Source organism: Arsukibacterium sp. UBA3155 (assembly GCA_002364615.1).
In the GTDB taxonomy this organism is placed as follows: Bacteria; Pseudomonadota; Gammaproteobacteria; order Enterobacterales; family Alteromonadaceae; genus Alishewanella.
The window spans coordinates 58,558-77,327 of the sequence record DEYP01000004.1 but is presented as its reverse complement, the minus strand read 5'-3'; the positions used below and the strand labels follow the sequence as shown (position 1 = coordinate 77,327).

Here is an 18,770-nt window from a genome sequence, read left to right as displayed (position 1 = left end):
GTTAAATTCGTGGGGATCCCTCAGCATCTGCGCCCAATAAGCTTGCCAAATCCTGTAATTGCTTTTCAGTCAACGGTTGACTAAATCCCAGATGTTGCAAGGTAGTAGCCACCCGTTCGTATGGAATAACCCGTATATTTTTGGTTCGCAATTGCTCTTTAATCACCTGCTCTACCAGGCGTGCAATAGCGACATGCTGCGGATCGGTTTGTTGCACAGTGGCGGGCAAAATAGCCATTGCCAGTGGCATAGTTAATTGCTGCTCTGAACTTGAGCTCTGTTCCTGCTGCAGGCTTTGCTGGTTAAAACCAAACCACAACATTACACTTATCACGATGATACTGAGCATACTTATTGTCAGTTTTAGCCTAATCGACGATGTAGTGTTATCCGGGGAACCAAGCCAAAGCTGACGCAAAGCACTGACATCCTGGCACCGCTGCTGCGGATAAGCGGCCAAGTTTTCAATAAAAAAACGGCGCCAGCGAGCAAAGGGTTTGGCTAAATCAGTCAGTTCAATTTTACTTTGTAATTTTACCGTTAATTGTTCGGCCAGCTCAGCCTGATTAAAAGGCAGCTTGTTGGTCAACAGCTGAAGTAACGTCGCTGCCAGAGCGTAATAATCACTTGTTTTACTGTGGCTGGCGTTTTGCAACACCTCAGGCGCACTGTAAGCTGGTGTACAGCACTGATGTGTCACTTCACTAAGTGCTGAAGCTAAGCCCAAGTCAAGTAGGTAAAGACGTTGCTGTTTATCAATTAAGATATTCTGCGGGCTAATATCGCAATGTAAAATACCTTGCTGATGAATTGCCTCTACCGCATCTATTAATTGTAAACCTAACTTTTCAGCCGTCGGCACAGGATCAGGCAGCTCGTCTAATCTGAACTCAGCCAGAGAGCAACCCTCAATGTAATCCATGGTGAAAAAGGCGCAGCTCTCAGCCAGGTAAAAATCATGTACCCGTATCACGTTAGGGTGAGAAATAGTGCGGGCCAATAATATTTCTTGCCGCACTTTGTCTATGGTATTGGTGTTGTGTAAAAATGTATTATGCAGAATTTTCAAGGCAATTTGGCAGCCCAGATGCATGTCCTCTGCCAAAAAGACACTGCCATTGCTGCCATTGCCCAGCAGGGCAACTAACTTAAAGCGATCTACCAGTATATCGTCAATAGCATTACCGGTGACCGCAGAAAGGGTTTGTGTGACATCGTTACCATTAACCAACAACTTGCCTCTGAAAAACGTCGGGCTCTGGTTTATATACTAATGGTTTTTAATTAAATTGCCGACTGTTAACCGCAATATATTGTAATTGTTGATCGATTTGCTGGCTAAATAAATTGAGGCTGATGTTATCTACCAAAGTCTGCAACAACTCTGCGTCAACCGTTGACAAAAATTTAGTCGGCTGTTGACTATCGATATAAAATAACCCCAACAGCTGCCCCTGACAGATTAAAGGGAAACATGCTAAGGCGGATAGTTGTTTTAATTTAACACTAGCGCGCTGTGATAACGCTTGATGCTGTGAAATATCGTTAGTAATTAATGCCTCGCCACCCATTGCCATTTGCAACGCGCCCAAGCTACCGAAGAAGTTGCTGTCTTCACGTGCCGTTTTGCTTACACCGCAGCTGCTATAAAGTTTAAGGGACGCTAAGTCATTGCCTAACAACACCGCTGCCCGCTCCATTTGGCAAAGTGTTAAAGCCTGGGTAAGGAATTCAGTAATATCAGATTGCGGAGCTTTTGAGCTCTGCTGCTGTAATTTCATTACCTGACTCTTACGCCATTTGTCATATTGCAGTTGCTGTTGTAAATGCTGTACTTCTATATTCTTAAACAACACCGGCACATTGCCTACCAATACCACAGCACCATGTTCTAGAAAACAGCATTGTTGTTGAATACCATTGCTGCGCAATCCGTTAACACTGTTTAAATCGTTCATCACCCACAGCCGCTCTTCATATCTTAAGCGGGCATGCTGTCGCGACACAGAGGGTTCGGCAATAACAATATCGTTATTTGCTGCGCGACCAATCAGATAGGTAGATTGGTCTACAATCATTACCTGCTCTGCGGCACGTTTTGGCGCTATGACAGTAAGTTGTGCAGGCATTATTAGCTCTATAACGACAAGCGCAATGAATAGGCTAACGTTGCTGAAGCAGCCGCTAACATGCCAGCCACATTGTCAATATCGCGGGCTGACCGCCACACATCCGGCATTTGCGTTGAACTTGCCCCACTTATTAGCTGCTGTAGCTGTTTGGTTTCAGCCAATGCAAGCTTGTATCTTCCGGCCTGCACATGGTTGCTGATAACTGTTGAACTATTCTGCAATGAACCTAATAATTCTGGCGCAATCTGATCTGCGAAATTATTAATTAACGTGTCTAACTTCTGTGATTTATCAGTAATGACCTGTGCTACCGGGCGCAAATCAGCCACGATTATAAAATCGGACAAATTACCCATCTGGCCTTTAGCACGGATACTGCCAGCACCTGTCGCTATAGTAATATCTTCAAACGCAGCACCAGCATGTGATTTATATAAACGCAGAGGTGTATTGACGCTGTACTGCAAGTTGTGAGTATGCAAGTCAATGGTCAGTGGACCGGAAAAACTAAAACCACTATCCGCCAGCGGTTCAATCCGCAACACCAATGGGTAGGCTGCTTGCAGACTTATTAAATTATTAGGTAGCCGATTTAAAATGTCTGCAGACAACGGGCTCGCAACATAAGCCGTAATGTTAAGATTCTCTGCCGTCAATCCCATAACATTTTCAAACGTTAACGCCAAATCGACTTCATAACCACCTGGCAAACTGACTGTCGTTTGAGCGGTTTTACCATTGATATTAATTGGAAAGTCAGAGGCAAATAGCGATAAACTGTTTAACAACAACGCCGTTCCCAGCAGAAGTAATCTGAACATAATGACTCCGTTTTCACTGTAAACAGTAATTACAATACTGTACAAAGGTTAACAAAGATACTGCAGTATTTTAAAGCCAAAATAAATAGGGGATTTCCCCTAGTTGCTGGCTGTTGGATCTTTATTAAAATCAACGGCACAAAAAAGGCAACCGAAGTTGCCTTTTCTTTTATATTTTCATCATTACAAGTAATAATCTGCTAACGCCCCGGCAGACACGGCATACTCTGCCCGTTTAACGGCTCTGGAAGGTTCAAAGTAAGCCACCAACCGAGGCTCTAAATCGAAAGGGCCTTGCTGCACAGCGAACCGAACATTCATCAGACTCAAGTCTAATGCCAGTTGCACGTGACCGCGCATGTTGGCTGCAATGTCCTGACTATCTAACACTGGCACGCGCTGACCACGATAATCCACCGTGAGTTCGCCGGTGAACGCAGTGGCGGTTTGCTCCAGACCCAGAGCCTGCACCATTGAATACGCTAACACATCACGAGTTACCGCAGCGCCGGCACTAAATTTGCCGTTTAACAGTGGCATTACAGCCGTTTGCTGCTGTGCCCGATCTTTCAGAGCACCACCTTTTGCCAGAACTGCATCAGCAAAAGGTTTAACACTGGACGAAATATTATCAGCAGTCACAATTTCCGGTTCATTAGCGTGTGTACGATACTGGCGAACAGATGCACCCATTACTAAGTACTGCGCTAAATCAGCTCGCTTTAAGGTACTATCAGGCTTAAAAACTTTTGTATTAAAGCCATCCATTAAACGCTCATTAACCGCGTATTGAATTGCGTTTTCAGCCGGATGTCCTGAAATATCATCCAAACCAGTATAGCCCTCTGACAACAAAAAGCTTATATTGCCGCTAACAAACTCCGGTGCGCCAGGACCATTGGTAACACCTAGTGGATCTGGGTTAACACCAGATAATGATGTCAGACCCACTACAGACAGCGTCCAGGTGCCGGCCATGCCGGGTGCAGATACTTTCGTTACATCACTGAGTACCGGAGTTGACAGACTCCCCAGATATTCCTGGCCATCCGGACTAATTAACTTCAATTTTACCGTATTCGCCAGCGGCTCAGCAGATGCAGAAACTCTTACCACTCCTGCTGCCACCTCGAAACTAAACTCTTCAGGCTCACCGACTGGTGAGTACAGCACTTCAAAGGGCACAGTTTCATCAGCCGGACGCAGCAACGCATTTGCATTAAACGTATTAATATTATTAACCGTGGCCCGATAACCTTGTTTTTCGCCCAGCGCTGCGGCGACTGCAGCATGGGCATTGACATAACCTGCGCCGACTTCAAACCGTTCATAACCCGGCATGTTTGTGGCAGTCTCTTGTAAAATCCGCTTAATATCTAAAGGCTGCAGATCAGGATTCGCTTCTAACATCAGTGCAATAATCCCGGCCACATGTGGGGTGGCCATTGATGTACCAGAGATCATCGTATAAAACGGCAAGTATTCCGGTTCAATGGCATCAATATCTGCCTCACCGCCATTCGCTACAAAGTTGGTCTTTGCCCGGCTGGAAATAATATCAACACCAGGTGCAACAATACTAACCTCGTTACGGTAGTTCCATTGCGTGCCATCAGGCATGGTGAAATCACCCGATTCAAAACGCTCACCACGTGAAGAAAACGGGATCAAATCACCACTTTTTGTGCCTGCGCCAACAGACAAGCCCCATGGAATTTGGGCGTATGGGTTATGAGTGTCCGCACCTGGGCCTGAATTGCCAGCAGCGAATACCGTCGTTATGCCAAGCTTGTATGCTTTGTAAGAAGCGACACTGATTGGACCATTAGGCTCATACTTACCACTGCTACCCCAGGAGTTACTGATCACCCGGATCGGGCTATTGAAATCATAAAGATGGGTAATAGCATAATCAAAACCACCGAGCGCATCCAGAATTGAAATTGCGCCACCTGAGCCATACCCGACCAGGTCTGCATCAACCGCCACGCCCTTATACTTGCCGTCTGAATGGGTACCAAAGCCCGCTACCGTGCCTGCACAGTGTGTACCGTGGCCTGAATTAGTATCAGTATTTAACTGGTTCTCGATTAACACGCCAGAGACACCGGTTAAGCTTATTGCCGAAGCATGAGCAAGTGCCTGAACGTTTTGGACAACTTTGTCGCCATAGGCTAAATCATCAAGTGTTGCATCAATACCGGAGTCATTTACCATGACGGTGACGCCTTTTCCGGTATAGCTCATGCCGTTCCGATCACGATATTCTTGTGACTGTAACCGTTCAACACCGGTTAGTTCCCGCGCTTCAGCGTTAAAGTACTCTAGCTGACGATTAAAAAACACGGAGCGCACATCGCTCATGGCGCCCAGCTGACTGATTTGCCCTGGATTAACCATTACGCCAATTATGGGTAGCGAATTAAATTGCACCGCCTGGGTAATACCTAAATCAATCAGGCGTTGCAGTTGGTTAGTATTCAGTGGCTCTAACTGATCGAAAGTGACAACTACCATGACTTGTTCAGCAATTGGCAGTGTCTGCAATTTCTCAGTAAGTTGCGAGCCGATAACGGCTTGTGCAGCAGCGGAAAGCGAGAAGCCCGCCAATGCCGCTGTTAACAGGGTATTGGTAAGTTTACGATAAAGCATGATGTTCTCCTGGTTGCAAATGTTGTGTCTTGTGCACAACCTAAGCTCTACTGTGCACTAACTGTTTAGTGCAAAAACATCAGGCTTATCCCCTAGATTTGTAGGTAAAACCCCCTAGTTGATACTCCATTTTCAGCCGTCATCCGGGCTGTGTTAGTTTAATGCCTGAACGAGCAGCGCAATGCCCTGACCACCGCCGATACACATGGTAACCAAGCCATAACGGCCGCCAATACGCTTAAGCTCAGCCAGTAATTTAATGATCAAGATAGAGCCGGTGGCTCCCACCGGATGCCCCAGCGCGATAGCGCCGCCGTTGGGGTTTACTTTAGCGTTGTCAAAGCCCAGTGTCTGGCTTACCGCTAAGGCCTGAGCCGCAAAGGCTTCGTTTGACTCAATCACATCCAAATCGGCTACCGTTAAGCCGGTTTGCGCCAGCACCTGCTGCACAGCGGATATTGGCCCCAGCCCCATGACACCGGGTTCTACTCCGGTAAAGGAATAGCCCAGCAGGCGGGCACAGGGTGTTAGCCCGCGCTGACTCGCCTCTGCCATTGTCGTCAGTACCAGTGCCGCCGCGCCGTCATTTAAACCTGAGGCATTACCGGCTGTGACCATACCATCAGTTTTAAACGCCGGTTTTAGCTTAGCTAAGCTAGCCAGAGTGGTGTCGGCGCGAATATGCTCATCCTGCTGAAACAACTCTTCATTGCGCCCTACTTTTACCTTCAATGGCACAATTTGCTCAGAAAAATAGCCCTGCTGCTGCGCAAAAGCGGCCCGTTGCTGGCTCTCAAGTGCAAAAGCATCTAAATCCGAACGGCTAAAACCGTATTGGGCTGCAACGGTTTCGGCAGTAATGCCCATATGACCGCTGCCAAACGGGTCGGTTAAAATTCCCAGAGTCAGATCGGTTACGCTGGCATGGCCCATCCGCAAACCACGCCGGACATTCGGCAATAAATAGGCGCCATTACTCATACTCTCGGCGCCGCCAGCCAGCGCCAGTTTACTTTGACCCAGCTGAATCATCTGGGCAGCCGATATTACCGCCTGCACGCCAGAGCCGCATAAACGGTTAACGTTTAACGCGGCAGACGTCGCTGTCATGCCACAATTAAGCGCAATATGCCGCGCCAGGTAAGCATCCTGGGCGCAGGTGGTAATAATATGCCCAAATACCGCATGGTCTATATCTGTTGGCAAGACACCCGCACGGTTTATCGCGTCGGTAGCGGCCGCCGTACCAAGCTCTGACGGGCTTAACCCGGCTAAACTGCCACCAAAACTGCCAATGGCGGTGCGGACACCGGCCAAAATCACGACATCTGATAAATTCATGCGGGCTACCTCTATTTTGTTAGCAACGGCCTTTTCGCTTTCGGCAAACTTTGTACAATTAGCTTATAGGAGTTTTCAATCTGCCGTTTTATTTCGTTGTCCGGCACGCTACCGTCCAGCAATACGGTGTTCCAATGTTGTTTATTCATATGGTAACCCGGGGTGATGGCCGGAAAAATATCGCGCAGCATCAGGGCTTCGGTGGGGTCGCATTTCAGGTTTACCCGGGCGACACCGTCTTGCTCACTTAAAATGGCGAATATTTTGCCTGTTTTATAGACATAAATATCCGGACCAAACGGGAAGTCCTCAACGCTTTGCAGTTGCATCAGGCAGTGATCTCGGCATTGTTGAAAATCGAACATTCGATGCTACTCCATTGCTGGTGCAGCAGGAGTCGGAATGCTCTAAGCTGACCGTCTACGCCCCGGATGGGCGTAGAGGAGCCCCCAGGGAGGGGTTTACGGCGTGTCAGCGTGAGTAAACCAGCTTCTGCCGTAACCGCAGCTTTGAATAACTACGGTCACTTTCTATTACTTGGTGTATTTATCCAACCAGGCAAATACTTCGTTATACCAGCGCACCCGGTTATCTTTATTTAAGATCCAGTGGTTTTCATCCGGAAATATCACTAACCGCGAATCAATACCTTTGCGCTGCAGGGTGGTAAACGCACCTAAGCCCTGGGCATAAGGTACACGGTAATCTTTTAAGCCATGGATCACCAGCATCGGTGTTTGCCATTTATCGGCATGAGCGGCAGGGTTAAACTTCTGATAATCACTGCCCTCCTGCCATGCCGGCCCACCTAAATCATACTCGGGGAACCACAGCTCTTCGGTGCTGCCGTAAAAGCTTGGCATATCGTATAAACCAGCGTGATTTACCAGGCATTTAAAGCCCGTTGGCCAGTTGCCGGCAATCCAGTTCATCATATAGCCACCGTAAGAAGCGCCTAACGCACAAGCGCGATCGCTGTCAATCCAGGGTTGTGCGCTAACGATATATTCAAAGCCTTTTTTCAGATCTTCTAATGGTTTTCCACCCCAATCGCGGCTAATAGCATCAGTAAAGGCCTGACCGTAACCAGTAGAGCCATGAAAATCGACCATGACTACCGCATACCCCTTAGCGGCATACATCTGAGCATTCCAACGCTCATTGAACATATTACCGAAGCTGCCTTGCGGCCCACCGTGCACTAAGAACGCCATCGGATATTTTTTGCTGGCATCAAAATCCCATGGTTTTACCAGATAGCCATAAACGGTGGCATCATTGGCACCTTTAAAGCTGAACTGCTCATAATCACCAAACTGCACCTGCTCACGCCATTTGGCATTAATATCGGTAAGTTGAGTTAACTGACCGCCATCGGTGCTAAGTTGAAATATTTCAGTCGGCATATCCAGCCGGTGATTGCTAAACACCAGCTTGTCACTGGCCACCTGCAAGTTGCCGGCATAGCCATTGCTGTATACCTTGCGAACATCACCAAAACTGGTGTTAATGGCAAAAATACTGTACTGACCCAGATCCTGTGCCGTAACATAAAGGGTGCGGTTGTCACTGCCAAACTGATAGTCACTGACCGAGCGATCAAAATCTGCGGCCAGCTCTTTACGCTGCCCGGTCACCATATCCAGTAACATTAAGCCAAACCGATCGGCTTCCGCGCCGGGCTTAGTCATGGCTAAATACGCCATAAAACGGCCATCGGCAGAGAACTTGGGGTTGGCATCCCAGGCTTTGTTATCTGCGGTTAAATTAACCTTCTCGCCACCATTAACCGATACCTGAAAAATATCATAGTTAGTATGCCAGGCCTGATCGACGCCCGGCGCTTTGGCACTGAACACGATATGCTGATTATCCGGGGTAAATGCTACCTGATCCATACCGGCAATATCGGTATCCCATTCGCTTATCAGGTTTTTGGCAACCGTTACCCTACCTTCACCTAGTGGGGCGACATGTAACTGACTACGATAAGGCGTGCGCCAGTGATCCCAGTGCCGTACCATCAGACTGTCGTAAACCAGCGCACTGTCTTTACGTTCTTGCTCAGCCGCCTTGGCATCAACCGTACATTTAAGCGTGTTACAGTCCGGTAATACAGACAGCGCCAGTGCCAGCGTTTTACCATCGGCGGCCACTTTAAAGCCTTCTACTGGCAAGGGTAAATCGGTAACCTGCAGCGCTTCACCACCTTTTAGTGGCAAGCGCCATACCTGATTACTGCCACTGCGGTTGGCGATAAAATACAAGGCCTGGCTATCCTGACTAAACGCCAAGGCCCGTTCGCTGGCATCCGTTTGGGTTAACCGTTGCGCCGCGCTGTTTTGTGTCAAATCTTTTAAGTAAATATCACTGCTGGTATCTGCCGGTTCATAACCGCCGTTCGTCTGGCTATAGGCCAGATAACGGCCATCAGCAGATAAGCTCATCGCCGAAATTTTATTAAACTGGTTCAGGTGTTCCACCGTTAACGGCTGTTTCGCGGCCAGTGGTGCTGCCGCTAAGACGCTTAGCAGCATCAGTGAGTATTTCATGTTCGCTCCCCTTTCGGATGATTAAAGTCAAAGCAAAGCGCCGGGATACCCCAGCGCTTTAATATCGTTATTATTTTGCTTTTAGTTTGGCGTCCAGCTCAGCAATATTGGCTTTCCAAATTGCCGGGCCCTGTTTATGCACGTTATTACCATTAGAGTCTACCGCCACGGTAACCGGCATATCTTCCACGTCAAACTCGTAAATAGCTTCCATACCTAAATCAGCAAACGCGACCACCCGCGATTTTTTAATGGCTTTCGATACCAGATAAGCAGCACCCCCTACCGCCATTAAATACACCGCTTTATGCTTTTTAATGCTCTCTACCGTCAAATCACCGCGCTCAGATTTACCGATCATGCCAAGTAAACCGGTTTGCGATAACATCATTTCGGTAAATTTATCCATGCGGGTCGCGGTAGTCGGGCCTGCCGGTCCTACCACTTCATCGCGCACAGCATCAACCGGACCGACGTAATAAATAAAGCGGTTTTTAAGGTCAACACCTTCTGGTAAGCCTTGGCCTTTATTCAGCATATCGGCAATGCGTTTATGCGCGGCATCGCGACCGGTCAGCATTTTCCCGCTTAACAGCACGGTTTCACCTGCTTGCCAGCTTTGGACTTCTTCAGGAGTAATAGTATTAAGGTTAACCCGCCGCACCTTTTCACCAAGCTCCCAGGTAACTTCTGGCCAGTCTTCCAGTTTAGGCGGTTTAATATCGGCCGGGCCACTGCCGTCTAAGTGGAAATGTAAATGGCGGGTGGCAGCACAGTTCGGGATCATTACCACAGGCAAACTGGCAGCATGCGTTGGCACACTGTTAATTTTCACATCAACCACGGTGGTTAAGCCACCTAAACCCTGGGCGCCAATGCCCAGTTTGTTCACTTTTTCATACAGCTCCAAGCGCAGTTTTTCATCTGCCGTTTCAGCGCCTTTATCAATAAGCTGCTGAATATCAACCGGCTCCATTAGCGCTTCTTTGGCCAGCACCGCCGCTTTTTCAGCGGTACCGCCAATACCTATACCTAACATACCTGGCGGACACCAGCCGGCGCCCATTTTCGGTAAGGTTTCCAGTACCCAGTCAACAATAGAGTCTGATGGGTTTAACATGGCCATTTTCGTTTTATTTTCAGATCCACCGCCTTTAGCTGCAATCATCACTTCGACGTGATGCCCGGCAACTAAATCAATATGCACCACTGAGGGCGTGTTGTCTTTGGTGTTTTTACGAGCGCCAGCCGGGTCGGCGACAATAGAGGCGCGCAACGGGTTGTCGGGGTTTAAATAAGCACGGCGGGTGCCTTCATCCACCATTTGTTGCACGGTCAAATCGGTTTTATCCCATTTAACGTCCATGCCTATTTTAACAAAACAGGTAACAATACCGGTATCCTGACAAATGGGGCGGTGGCCTTCGGCCGACATCCGTGAGTTAATCAGAATTTGCGCAATAGCATCTTTGGCGGCTTTGTTTTGTTCTTTGTGGTAAGCCTGCTCCAGCGCCTGAATAAAATCCAGCGGATGATAGTACGAGATATACTGCAGCGCATCTTCAATGCTCTCGATAAAGTCTTGTTGGCGAATTACCGTCATGCTTACTTTCCTCTAATGCCATTAGTGGCTTAATCATTAACTATTGTAACCTGTGCTGGTATGATAGCGCGCATCGAAAACAGCGGCTAGCCATTCTATGCAGCAGTATTTAATTGCGCAAACCATTCCAGATACCGGGGTAGCAGACCTGGCTACTATTTTTAGCCATTTTGCGGATCAACCCTGGGCCATGTTGCTCGACTCTGCCGCCAGTGATCATCCGAATAGTCGTTACCAAATCATGGTGATTCAACCTGTCGCAACCCTGACCGCAAATAATGGCACCACCAGCTTACGTGACGAGCACGGTAGCCACGACTACCAACAGGACCCGTTTACCGTGCTGGATTGTGCACTTAAACGGTACTTTCCAGCGCCGTTAACCAGCGAGCTGCCCTTTACCGGTGGTGCCTTGGGCTACTTTGGCTACGATGTCGGCCGTTACCTGGAGAAATTGCCGGAGCTAAGCGAGCATGATATTTCGCTACCCGATATGGCAGTGGGGCTTTACAGCTGGGCGCTGATATTCGATAAACAGCAACAACAGCTGTGGTGTGTCGATTATCACGGCGATGCAGAGGCTCGTTGGCAGTTAATCCAGCACCAGTTAAGCCAGAGCCTTGTTGCCACGCAATTTAAACTGAACAGCGACTGGCAATCCAATATCAGTCAGCAGCAATATAACGAGCGTTTTGCGCAAATTCAGCAGCATTTGTTAAACGGCAACTGCTACCAGATAAATTTAGCGCAACGCTTTCGCGCAGGCTATCACGGCGATGAATGGCAGGCTTATCTGGCGCTGCGACAGGCCAATGCTGCGCCGTTCTCCGCGTTTATCCGGTTAGAGCAAGGCGCGGTGCTAAGTATTTCGCCCGAGCGTTTTTTGCAGTTAAAAAACCGTCAGGTAGAAACTAAACCAATTAAGGGCACCCGCCCCCGCCACAGTAACCCACAGCTGGATAAGCAAGCGGCTGAACAGCTGCAGCACGCAGAAAAAGATCGGGCGGAAAACGTGATGATTGTCGATTTGCTCAGAAACGATCTGGGTAAAGTCTGTACCGTCGGTTCGGTTAAAGTGCCAGCATTGTTTGCAATTGAAAGTTTTCCGGCAGTGCATCATTTGGTCAGTACCGTTACCGGTACTTTGGCTGAGCAATACAGCGCCTGTGATTTGCTGCGCGGTGCTTTTCCGGGCGGATCTATTACCGGGGCGCCGAAGGTAGCGGCAATGCACATTATTGAACAGCTCGAGCCACACCGGCGCTCAGTATATTGCGGTGCTATCGGCTATATTAATAACAACGGCGATATGGACACCAATATAGCCATCCGTACCCTGGTTTGCAGTGATAACAAAATATATTGCTGGGCTGGCGGCGGCATTGTTGCCGACTCAGAAGCGGCCAGTGAATATCAGGAAACCTTAGATAAGGTAAACAAAATATTGCCGGTATTAGTTAACCTGAATAAAGCATCGGTGTCGTCCAAGGCAAAAACACAGGACCTGGTCGATGCTGGCTGAGCAATTCTGCAACCGCTTTGTATTAACCCATAATAAGCTAACGGCAGCCACGCCGCTGCCTGTGCAAAAAGGTCCTGTGCCGTTAGCTGATGATAAACCGCTGGCACCACAGCATGCTGCGGTGCTGGTACCTATAGTCGACTATGGCCATCAGCTAAAGGTACTCTTTACTCAACGCGCTTTGCACCTGCGCCATCATCCCGGGCAAATAAGCTTTCCGGGTGGGCGGATAGAACCTGAGGAGACCAGCTACGCTGCGGCACTGCGTGAGGCGGAAGAAGAAATCGGCCTGGCTAATTCAGAAGTTACCCTGCTCGGCCGCTTACCGGCACAGGACACCAGCACCGGCTTTATTATTGAGCCCTGGATTGGCTTACTTAAGCCACAGCGTGCGTTTCAATTGCAAGTATCAGAAGTGGCGGCAGTATTCGAAGTGCCGCTTAGCCATTTTTTACCTGAGCAAAACCGCCATCAGCTCTCGCTGACGCTGCGCGGTAAAACCCGCGATCTGCATTTTATGCCGTACCAGGATAAGTTTATCTGGGGCGCCACCGCGGCCATTATGCATCAGCTTTGTTTGCAACTGGCATAATGTAAACTTTATGATACGAATTTAACACCTAAACAGGACTCGGTTTGCTCTAAGCTAACCGTTGAAGCCCTGGACGGGCGGAAACGAGCCCCCATGGAGGGGTTCACGGCGTGTTAGCGTGAGCAAATCGGGTCCTATTAGACCACTCAGCAATACATTTGGTAATAACACCCGACCAGTTACCACCCGGCTTACAGTAGTGGCCCGCTTCCGTTACAATAGCTGCAATTTCATAAAATAAACGAATAGATACCCAATATGATTATCAGTGCTTTTGACATGTTCAGTATTGGCATTGGCCCCTCCAGTTCACACACTGTTGGCCCGATGCGTGCCGCCAAAAAATTTACCGATAACCTCAGCGACGCTTCGCTGCTGGAGAAAGTGGCCAGTGTTAAAGTCGAGTTATACGGCTCACTGGGCCAAACCGGTATTGGCCATGGTACCGGCAAGGCGGTGATCCTCGGTTTATCGGGTTATTTACCAGAGACTATTGACCCGGATACCATCGATGGCTTGCTCAAACAGGTGCACGACAGTCAGCGGTTGCAGCTGGCGCAAAGCCAGAGCGTTAAATTTCCACGTGACGGCGCTATTATGTTTCACCGGCGTAAAACCTTAAAAGAACACTCCAATGGCATGGAGTTGGTGGCTTTTGATAGCAACAAAAATGAATTGCTGCGCGAAGTGTATTTTTCAATTGGCGGTGGCTTTATTGTTAAAGCCGAAGAGTTTGCCAGGGAAAAAGAGGCCGCCAGTCAGTTTGCTGCCGATAACCCACCACCGTATCCGTTTGAATCTGGCACTGAGTTATTGGCACTGTGCAAAGAGCACGGTTTATCAGTATCGGGCTTAATGCTTGAAAATGAAAAAGTGCTGCGTAAGCCTGCTCAGATTGAAAGTGAGCTGAATAATATCTGGCTGACCATGCGCGCTTGTATTGACCGTGGCATTAAAACCGAGGGTATTCTACCGGGTGGTTTAAAAGTAAAACGTCGGGCGCCGGCGCTGTATAAGCGCCTGATCAGTGAAAAAAGCAGCGATCCGTTGCAGGTAATGGATTGGGTAAATTTATTTGCACTGGCGGTTAACGAAGAAAACGCCGCCGGTGGCCGGGTAGTGACTGCGCCTACTAACGGTGCGGCTGGCATTATTCCGGCAGTACTGATGTATTTTGATAAATTTATTCAGCCGGTCAGCCCGGAAATTGCCACCCGCTATCTGCTAACCGCAGCGGCGATTGGTATTTTATATAAGAAAAATGCTTCTATCTCTGGCGCTGAAGTCGGTTGTCAGGGCGAAGTTGGCGTAGCCTGCTCGATGGCGGCAGCGGCATTAACGGAAATACAAGGTGGCACACCACTGCATGTGGAGAACGCTGCAGAAATTGGTATGGAGCATAACCTGGGCTTAACCTGCGATCCGGTCGGTGGTTTAGTGCAGGTGCCCTGCATTGAACGTAATGCCATGGGTTCAATTAAAGCCATAAATGCGTCACGGCTGGCACTTCGTGGTAGCGGCGATCAGAAAGTATCGCTGGATAAAGTAATTAAAACCATGTGGGATACCGGTCGCGACATGCAAACCAAGTATAAAGAAACCTCACGTGGCGGCCTGGCAGTTAATATTATTGAGTGTTAATCACCCCGCCATAACCCCAGCTTAATCAGCTTCAGTGGCCAGCAGCGGATCGTCAGGTTCGCTCTGGCTGTCTGTATTATTCTGATATTCGGCGACAATCTTTTCAGCCTGCTCACTGTCTTCATCCTGTACCAGAATATTGGCAATACCCAGCGGCGCCACATCACCTACCGCACCTTGCAGATAATGGCCACCTACATGGGCTTCAATACCATAGGAGTGCAGCATACCGGCGACAATGTGTGCTTCCAGAATATCGTTGGCTCTAAAAACTATTTTCATCGTTACCTTATAAACTCTATAAACGGCATTGCTCAGGTTTTAATCACTTATAACCATCGCAATGCCGCACACTAGTTACGTTAGTTCCTCTTTTGCTGTTCAGATTTACTTAATAACTACTGTTACTAACCGGCGAGCGGCTTGGGTCAATTATTTCATCCACAGCATCAGCCTGCCCGGCATGTTTACCGGGGAATAAGGTCATTATCAGTAATGCCACAAAACCCAGTAGTGGAATAATCAACAGCAAGGCCCACCAACGACTCCATTCCAGATCGACTAAACGGCGGCAAATCGCGGCGGTAATCGGCAAGGTCATCGCAATTAAATATGACAAGGCGATAACACCGTTGGGTAATAAGCCGGTACTGGCGACAATACCATCCACAATAAGCAATACCAGCAACAGCGCAATATGCACCCAGAAAAACTGCCAGAACTCGCGCCGGCTATCGGGTTGGTTAAACAGCGCATAACTGCGAATGGCCCGGCCAAAACTGTTAAAAGCTTGTGGTACAACTTTCTTAACATCCTCTAAAATAACGTATAGCGCCGGGATCAGTACCAGGGTAATAACTGTCGCGAACAGAATACCGAATGCCAGGGACACCGCCATCGGCACCACAATTTTTGCCTGTAAGCTGCGCTCAAGCACAATAGGTGCCAGCCCGACAAAGGTGGTAAGCGAGGTGAGTAAAATGGCCCGAAAGCGCTGAGTACCGGCTTCTACCACAGCCTGCTTAATGGCAATGCCCTGCTCGCGAGCCCGGTTAACAAAATCCACCATAATAAGACTGTCATTAACCACTACCCCCGCTAAGGCCACCAGGCCAAAAATCGACATGATGCTCAGGCTCAGGCCAAGTAGCATATGGCCCACTACAGCGCCAATTAAACCAAACGGGATCACGCTCATAATGATGAGTGGCTGACTGTAGGATTTAAGTGGCACCGCCATTAACGCGTAGATAGCAAACAGCGCCAGTACCGCCGCTTTCATTAAATCAACCTGGGCATCAATTTCATCCTGGCTGGCACCGTCTAAAGACCCGGTAACGCCAAGGTATTTTTGCTCCAGCTCTTTGATCACTTTATTTTGTACTTCACGAACGACTTTTGCCGGCTCAATCAGGGTTTTATCGGCAGCGGCGCTAATGGTTACCGCCCGCTCACCATTCACCCGGTTAATGGCGCTGAAGCTTGGCTGCATGGTATAGCTGGCTACCCTGGAAAACGGCACTTCGCCGCCGTTAGCCGTGCGAATACGCATGTTTTCCAAATCACCAATTGAGCGGCGCTCATCCTGTGGGTAGCGCACCATTACTTTTATTTCTTCGCCATTACGCTGCAGGCGCTGGGCTTCAGCACCATAAAATCCATAGCGTACCTGGCGAGCTAAGTCGGCCAGGCTAATGCCCAGTAACTCGGCCTCTGGTTTTAATGCCAGCACAATTTCGTCATTGCCGCCAAGTAAATTGTCCTCAATATCAAATACCCCGGCATACTCGGCCAATCTGGCTTTTAACTCTTCAGTGGCCAGTTGCAGGTTTTGTAAGTTGGTACCGCGCAATTGCAGTGCAATATCAGCCCCACCGCCGCCCATCGGAGAGCTGTTAATTTTAAATGTTTTTAAACCCGGTATTTCCGGTATCTGCTCCCGCCAGCGCTTGGCAATCTCAAAGCCGTCAATTTCGCGATCTTCACTTTTTTCAAGCTCGACCACCAGCTGACCTGCGGTATCGCTGTTTAAAAACACCAACCGGTGCTTAATGACATCTTCATTAAATTCACGTCCCAGTTCAGTGTTGGCGCGCAGCAAGGCTTTTTCAATTTCCTGCATCGCCAGCACGGTCGCCTCGTTCGATGCGCCCTCTTCCATTTGCACATTGGCCTGAATAAAGTCGCTGGGGATATTCGGGAAAAACACCCAACGGACAAAACCACCTTGCAGCACGCCAATCATCAGGATCATCAGCGCAAAAAAGCACGCCATGGTCAGATAACGCAGTTGAATACACCGCTCGATAAAGGGTTTGTAAGTATTATGAATAAAGCGGTAAAGCACACGGGATACCGCTTCGCGAACCCGCTTTAAGGTATTACTGCCAAACCGGCCTAAGGCGTAAATACCGCCCTTATCCGGGTTCCACGGTTTAGTATCCATATTGGCAATATGGGTAGGTAAAATAAGTTTTGATTCAATAATCGAAAACACCAGACATAACACCACCACCCAGGCAATTGACTCCCATATCGCCGACTGCCCCCCGCCAACCATTAACATTGGCACAAAGGCCGCAATCGTGGTTAACACGCCAAACGTGGCCGGCATGGCAACTTTCTGGGCCCCGGCAATTACCGCTGCCGTTGATTTACCGCGCTTTTCAATCTCGGTATAGGCGCTTTCACCAATTATAATGGCATCATCCACCACTATCCCCAGCACCAGAATAAAACCAAACAGGCTTATCATATTAATCGAGACATCGAACATCGGTAATGGCAGCATCGCCAGTGCGCCCAGGAAGCACACCGGAATACCCACCATCACCCAGAAGGCGACCCGAAACTCCAGAAACAAGGTTAGCGCCAGCAGCACCAGAATAACCCCGGTCAGTAAGTTGCCGGTCATTAAATCCAGTCGGCCTTGCAGGTAATAACTGGAGTCACCCCAGTAATCCAGTTGCACACTTGGCGGTAAACTGGCTTTTTTATCTTTAACGTATTGTTTAACGGTATCAGCAATTTGCAGCGTATCGTCTTCACCTACCGCGTCAATCCGGATCGATACACTGTTTTTGCCGTCAAAGGTGGCTAAGCGACTGCGCTCAATAAAACCATCATTGACGTTGGCTATTTCGCCTAAGGTAAGACGGCTGCCATCGGCAAATTTCAGCAAGACGATATTGTCAAAGTCGGCCTGATTATAAGCCTGGCCTTTGGTACGCAGTAAAATATTGCCGCTTTCAGAGCGGATAGCGCCACCAGGCAAATCGACTGAACTGGCCCGAATTGCCGTGACAACCTGATCCAGGGTTAAACCGTATTCTTTTAATTTAAGTTCAGGGACTTCTACCGCAACCTCATAGTCACGGGCTGCTACTACATCAACTTTACTCACCCCCGGCTGTTTTTTAATTTCATCCCGGATGTCTTTAGCGAGCTCTTTTAAGGTACGTTCCGGTGCATCGCCGTATAACGATAACCACATCACATTACTTTGAAAGCGCACCCGATATACTACTGGGCGCTCTGTTTGTTCTGGTAAGGAAGAAATAGACCCAACCTGGGTTTTTATCTCGTCCATCACTTCCTGTACTTTGTAGTTAGAGTCAATTTCAGCCCGAATGGTCGCCAGACCTTCAACGGCAGTAGAGCGAATGCGCTTGATACCGTTAACCGCGCGCAGGCTTTCTTCGACTTTATCAATAACCCCGGATTCCACTTCTTGTGGTGCAGCGCCAAGATACGCCACCCGGATATTAACCACTTCCAATTCAATTTCTGGAAAAGCCTGCTTTTTTATCGTAAAAACAGCGGCAATACCGGCCACCAAAATAATGGCCATCAGCAAGTTTGCCGCAACGCTATTGCGGGCAAACCAGGCAATAATACCTTTATTGGTATCCATA

13 protein-coding genes are annotated in these 18,770 nt (G+C 48.6%); 3 read left to right on the top strand and 10 right to left on the bottom strand.

Translation table 11 applies throughout. The features are described 5' to 3' along the window. Window position 1: 1 nt before the first annotated feature. The 8 genes from B2X65_RS01870 to B2X65_RS01835 all read right to left on the bottom strand — a co-directional run bounded on the left by B2X65_RS01870 (window position 2) and on the right by B2X65_RS01835 (window position 11,101). Complete coding sequence (locus B2X65_RS01870) at window positions 2-1,234, bottom strand: serine/threonine-protein kinase (protein ID WP_290610208.1); 1,233 nt, start codon at window positions 1,232-1,234, stop codon at window positions 2-4. A 46-nt stretch (window positions 1,235-1,280) separates the two neighbouring features. Next, on the bottom strand, window positions 1,281-2,129 hold the full coding sequence (locus B2X65_RS01865) for an FHA domain-containing protein (protein ID WP_290610207.1): 849 nt from the start codon (window positions 2,127-2,129) through the stop codon (window positions 1,281-1,283). An 8-nt stretch (window positions 2,130-2,137) separates the two neighbouring features. Beyond that, a complete protein-coding gene (locus B2X65_RS01860) occupies window positions 2,138-2,953 on the bottom strand; it encodes a DUF6689 family protein (protein ID WP_290610205.1) in 816 nt (271 codons plus the stop codon). Window positions 2,954-3,136: 183 nt separating this feature from the next. After that, a complete protein-coding gene (locus B2X65_RS01855) occupies window positions 3,137-5,605 on the bottom strand; it encodes a S8 family peptidase (protein ID WP_290610203.1) in 2,469 nt (822 codons plus the stop codon). A 153-nt stretch (window positions 5,606-5,758) separates the two neighbouring features. Then, window positions 5,759-6,946 (bottom strand): beta-ketothiolase BktB, encoded by a 1,188-nt coding sequence (gene bktB / locus B2X65_RS01850; RefSeq protein WP_290610201.1) that lies wholly within the window; start codon window positions 6,944-6,946, stop codon window positions 5,759-5,761. 11 nt (window positions 6,947-6,957) lie between these two features. Continuing rightward, the gene (locus B2X65_RS01845) at window positions 6,958-7,311 is read right to left on the bottom strand and encodes an MmcQ/YjbR family DNA-binding protein (protein ID WP_290610199.1); all 354 of its coding nucleotides are present in this window, start codon (window positions 7,309-7,311) and stop codon (window positions 6,958-6,960) included. Window positions 7,312-7,479: 168 nt separating this feature from the next. Next, the gene (locus B2X65_RS01840; protein WP_290610197.1) at window positions 7,480-9,498 is read right to left on the bottom strand and encodes an alpha/beta hydrolase family protein; all 2,019 of its coding nucleotides are present in this window, start codon (window positions 9,496-9,498) and stop codon (window positions 7,480-7,482) included. Window positions 9,499-9,568: 70 nt separating this feature from the next. Continuing rightward, window positions 9,569-11,101: a fumarate hydratase gene (locus tag B2X65_RS01835; protein WP_290610195.1), complete on the bottom strand. Its 1,533-nt coding sequence runs from the start codon at window positions 11,099-11,101 to the stop codon at window positions 9,569-9,571. Window positions 11,102-11,198: 97 nt separating this feature from the next. Here B2X65_RS01835 and pabB point away from each other — a divergent pair, with 97 nt between their 5' ends. From pabB to B2X65_RS01820, 3 genes are all read left to right on the top strand, one after another. Further along, window positions 11,199-12,623 (top strand): aminodeoxychorismate synthase component I, encoded by a 1,425-nt coding sequence (gene pabB / locus B2X65_RS01830; protein ID WP_290610193.1) that lies wholly within the window; start codon window positions 11,199-11,201, stop codon window positions 12,621-12,623. Further along, window positions 12,613-13,215 carry a CoA pyrophosphatase gene (locus B2X65_RS01825; RefSeq protein WP_290610191.1) on the top strand — a complete coding sequence of 201 codons (603 nt, stop codon included), beginning with the start codon at window positions 12,613-12,615 and terminating at the stop codon, window positions 13,213-13,215. Before pabB ends, B2X65_RS01825 begins: the two co-directional genes overlap by 11 nt. 258 nt (window positions 13,216-13,473) lie before the next feature. Then, window positions 13,474-14,856 (top strand): L-serine ammonia-lyase, encoded by a 1,383-nt coding sequence (locus B2X65_RS01820; protein WP_290610189.1) that lies wholly within the window; start codon window positions 13,474-13,476, stop codon window positions 14,854-14,856. Window positions 14,857-14,877: 21 nt separating this feature from the next. On the opposite strand, the gene B2X65_RS01815 is transcribed toward B2X65_RS01820, so the two are convergent. Continuing rightward, window positions 14,878-15,138, bottom strand: coding sequence for a DUF2007 domain-containing protein (locus tag B2X65_RS01815; RefSeq protein WP_290610187.1), 261 nt, complete (start codon window positions 15,136-15,138; stop codon window positions 14,878-14,880). 109 nt (window positions 15,139-15,247) lie between these two features. Continuing rightward, window positions 15,248-18,769 (bottom strand): efflux RND transporter permease subunit, encoded by a 3,522-nt coding sequence (locus B2X65_RS01810; RefSeq protein WP_290610185.1) that lies wholly within the window; start codon window positions 18,767-18,769, stop codon window positions 15,248-15,250. Window position 18,770 lies beyond the last annotated feature (1 nt).

What these genes read in the sequence shown, in the direction of transcription:
- B2X65_RS01865 (WP_290610207.1), bottom strand. Translation starts at nt 2,129, where the DNA reads ATGCCTGCACAACTTACTGTCATAGCGCCAAAACGTGCCGCAGAGCAG.
- B2X65_RS01860 (WP_290610205.1), bottom strand. Translation starts at nt 2,953, where the DNA reads ATGTTCAGATTACTTCTGCTGGGAACGGCGTTGTTGTTAAACAGTTTA.
- B2X65_RS01855 (WP_290610203.1), bottom strand. Translation starts at nt 5,605, where the DNA reads ATGCTTTATCGTAAACTTACCAATACCCTGTTAACAGCGGCATTGGCG.
- bktB (WP_290610201.1), bottom strand. Translation starts at nt 6,946, where the DNA reads ATGAATTTATCAGATGTCGTGATTTTGGCCGGTGTCCGCACCGCCATT.
- B2X65_RS01845 (WP_290610199.1), bottom strand. Translation starts at nt 7,311, where the DNA reads ATGTTCGATTTTCAACAATGCCGAGATCACTGCCTGATGCAACTGCAA.
- B2X65_RS01840 (WP_290610197.1), bottom strand. Translation starts at nt 9,498, where the DNA reads ATGAAATACTCACTGATGCTGCTAAGCGTCTTAGCGGCAGCACCACTG.
- B2X65_RS01835 (WP_290610195.1), bottom strand. Translation starts at nt 11,101, where the DNA reads ATGACGGTAATTCGCCAACAAGACTTTATCGAGAGCATTGAAGATGCG.
- pabB (WP_290610193.1), top strand. Translation starts at nt 11,199, where the DNA reads ATGCAGCAGTATTTAATTGCGCAAACCATTCCAGATACCGGGGTAGCA.
- B2X65_RS01825 (WP_290610191.1), top strand. Translation starts at nt 12,613, where the DNA reads ATGCTGGCTGAGCAATTCTGCAACCGCTTTGTATTAACCCATAATAAG.
- B2X65_RS01820 (WP_290610189.1), top strand. Translation starts at nt 13,474, where the DNA reads ATGATTATCAGTGCTTTTGACATGTTCAGTATTGGCATTGGCCCCTCC.
- B2X65_RS01815 (WP_290610187.1), bottom strand. Translation starts at nt 15,138, where the DNA reads ATGAAAATAGTTTTTAGAGCCAACGATATTCTGGAAGCACACATTGTC.
- B2X65_RS01810 (WP_290610185.1), bottom strand. Translation starts at nt 18,769, where the DNA reads ATGGATACCAATAAAGGTATTATTGCCTGGTTTGCCCGCAATAGCGTT.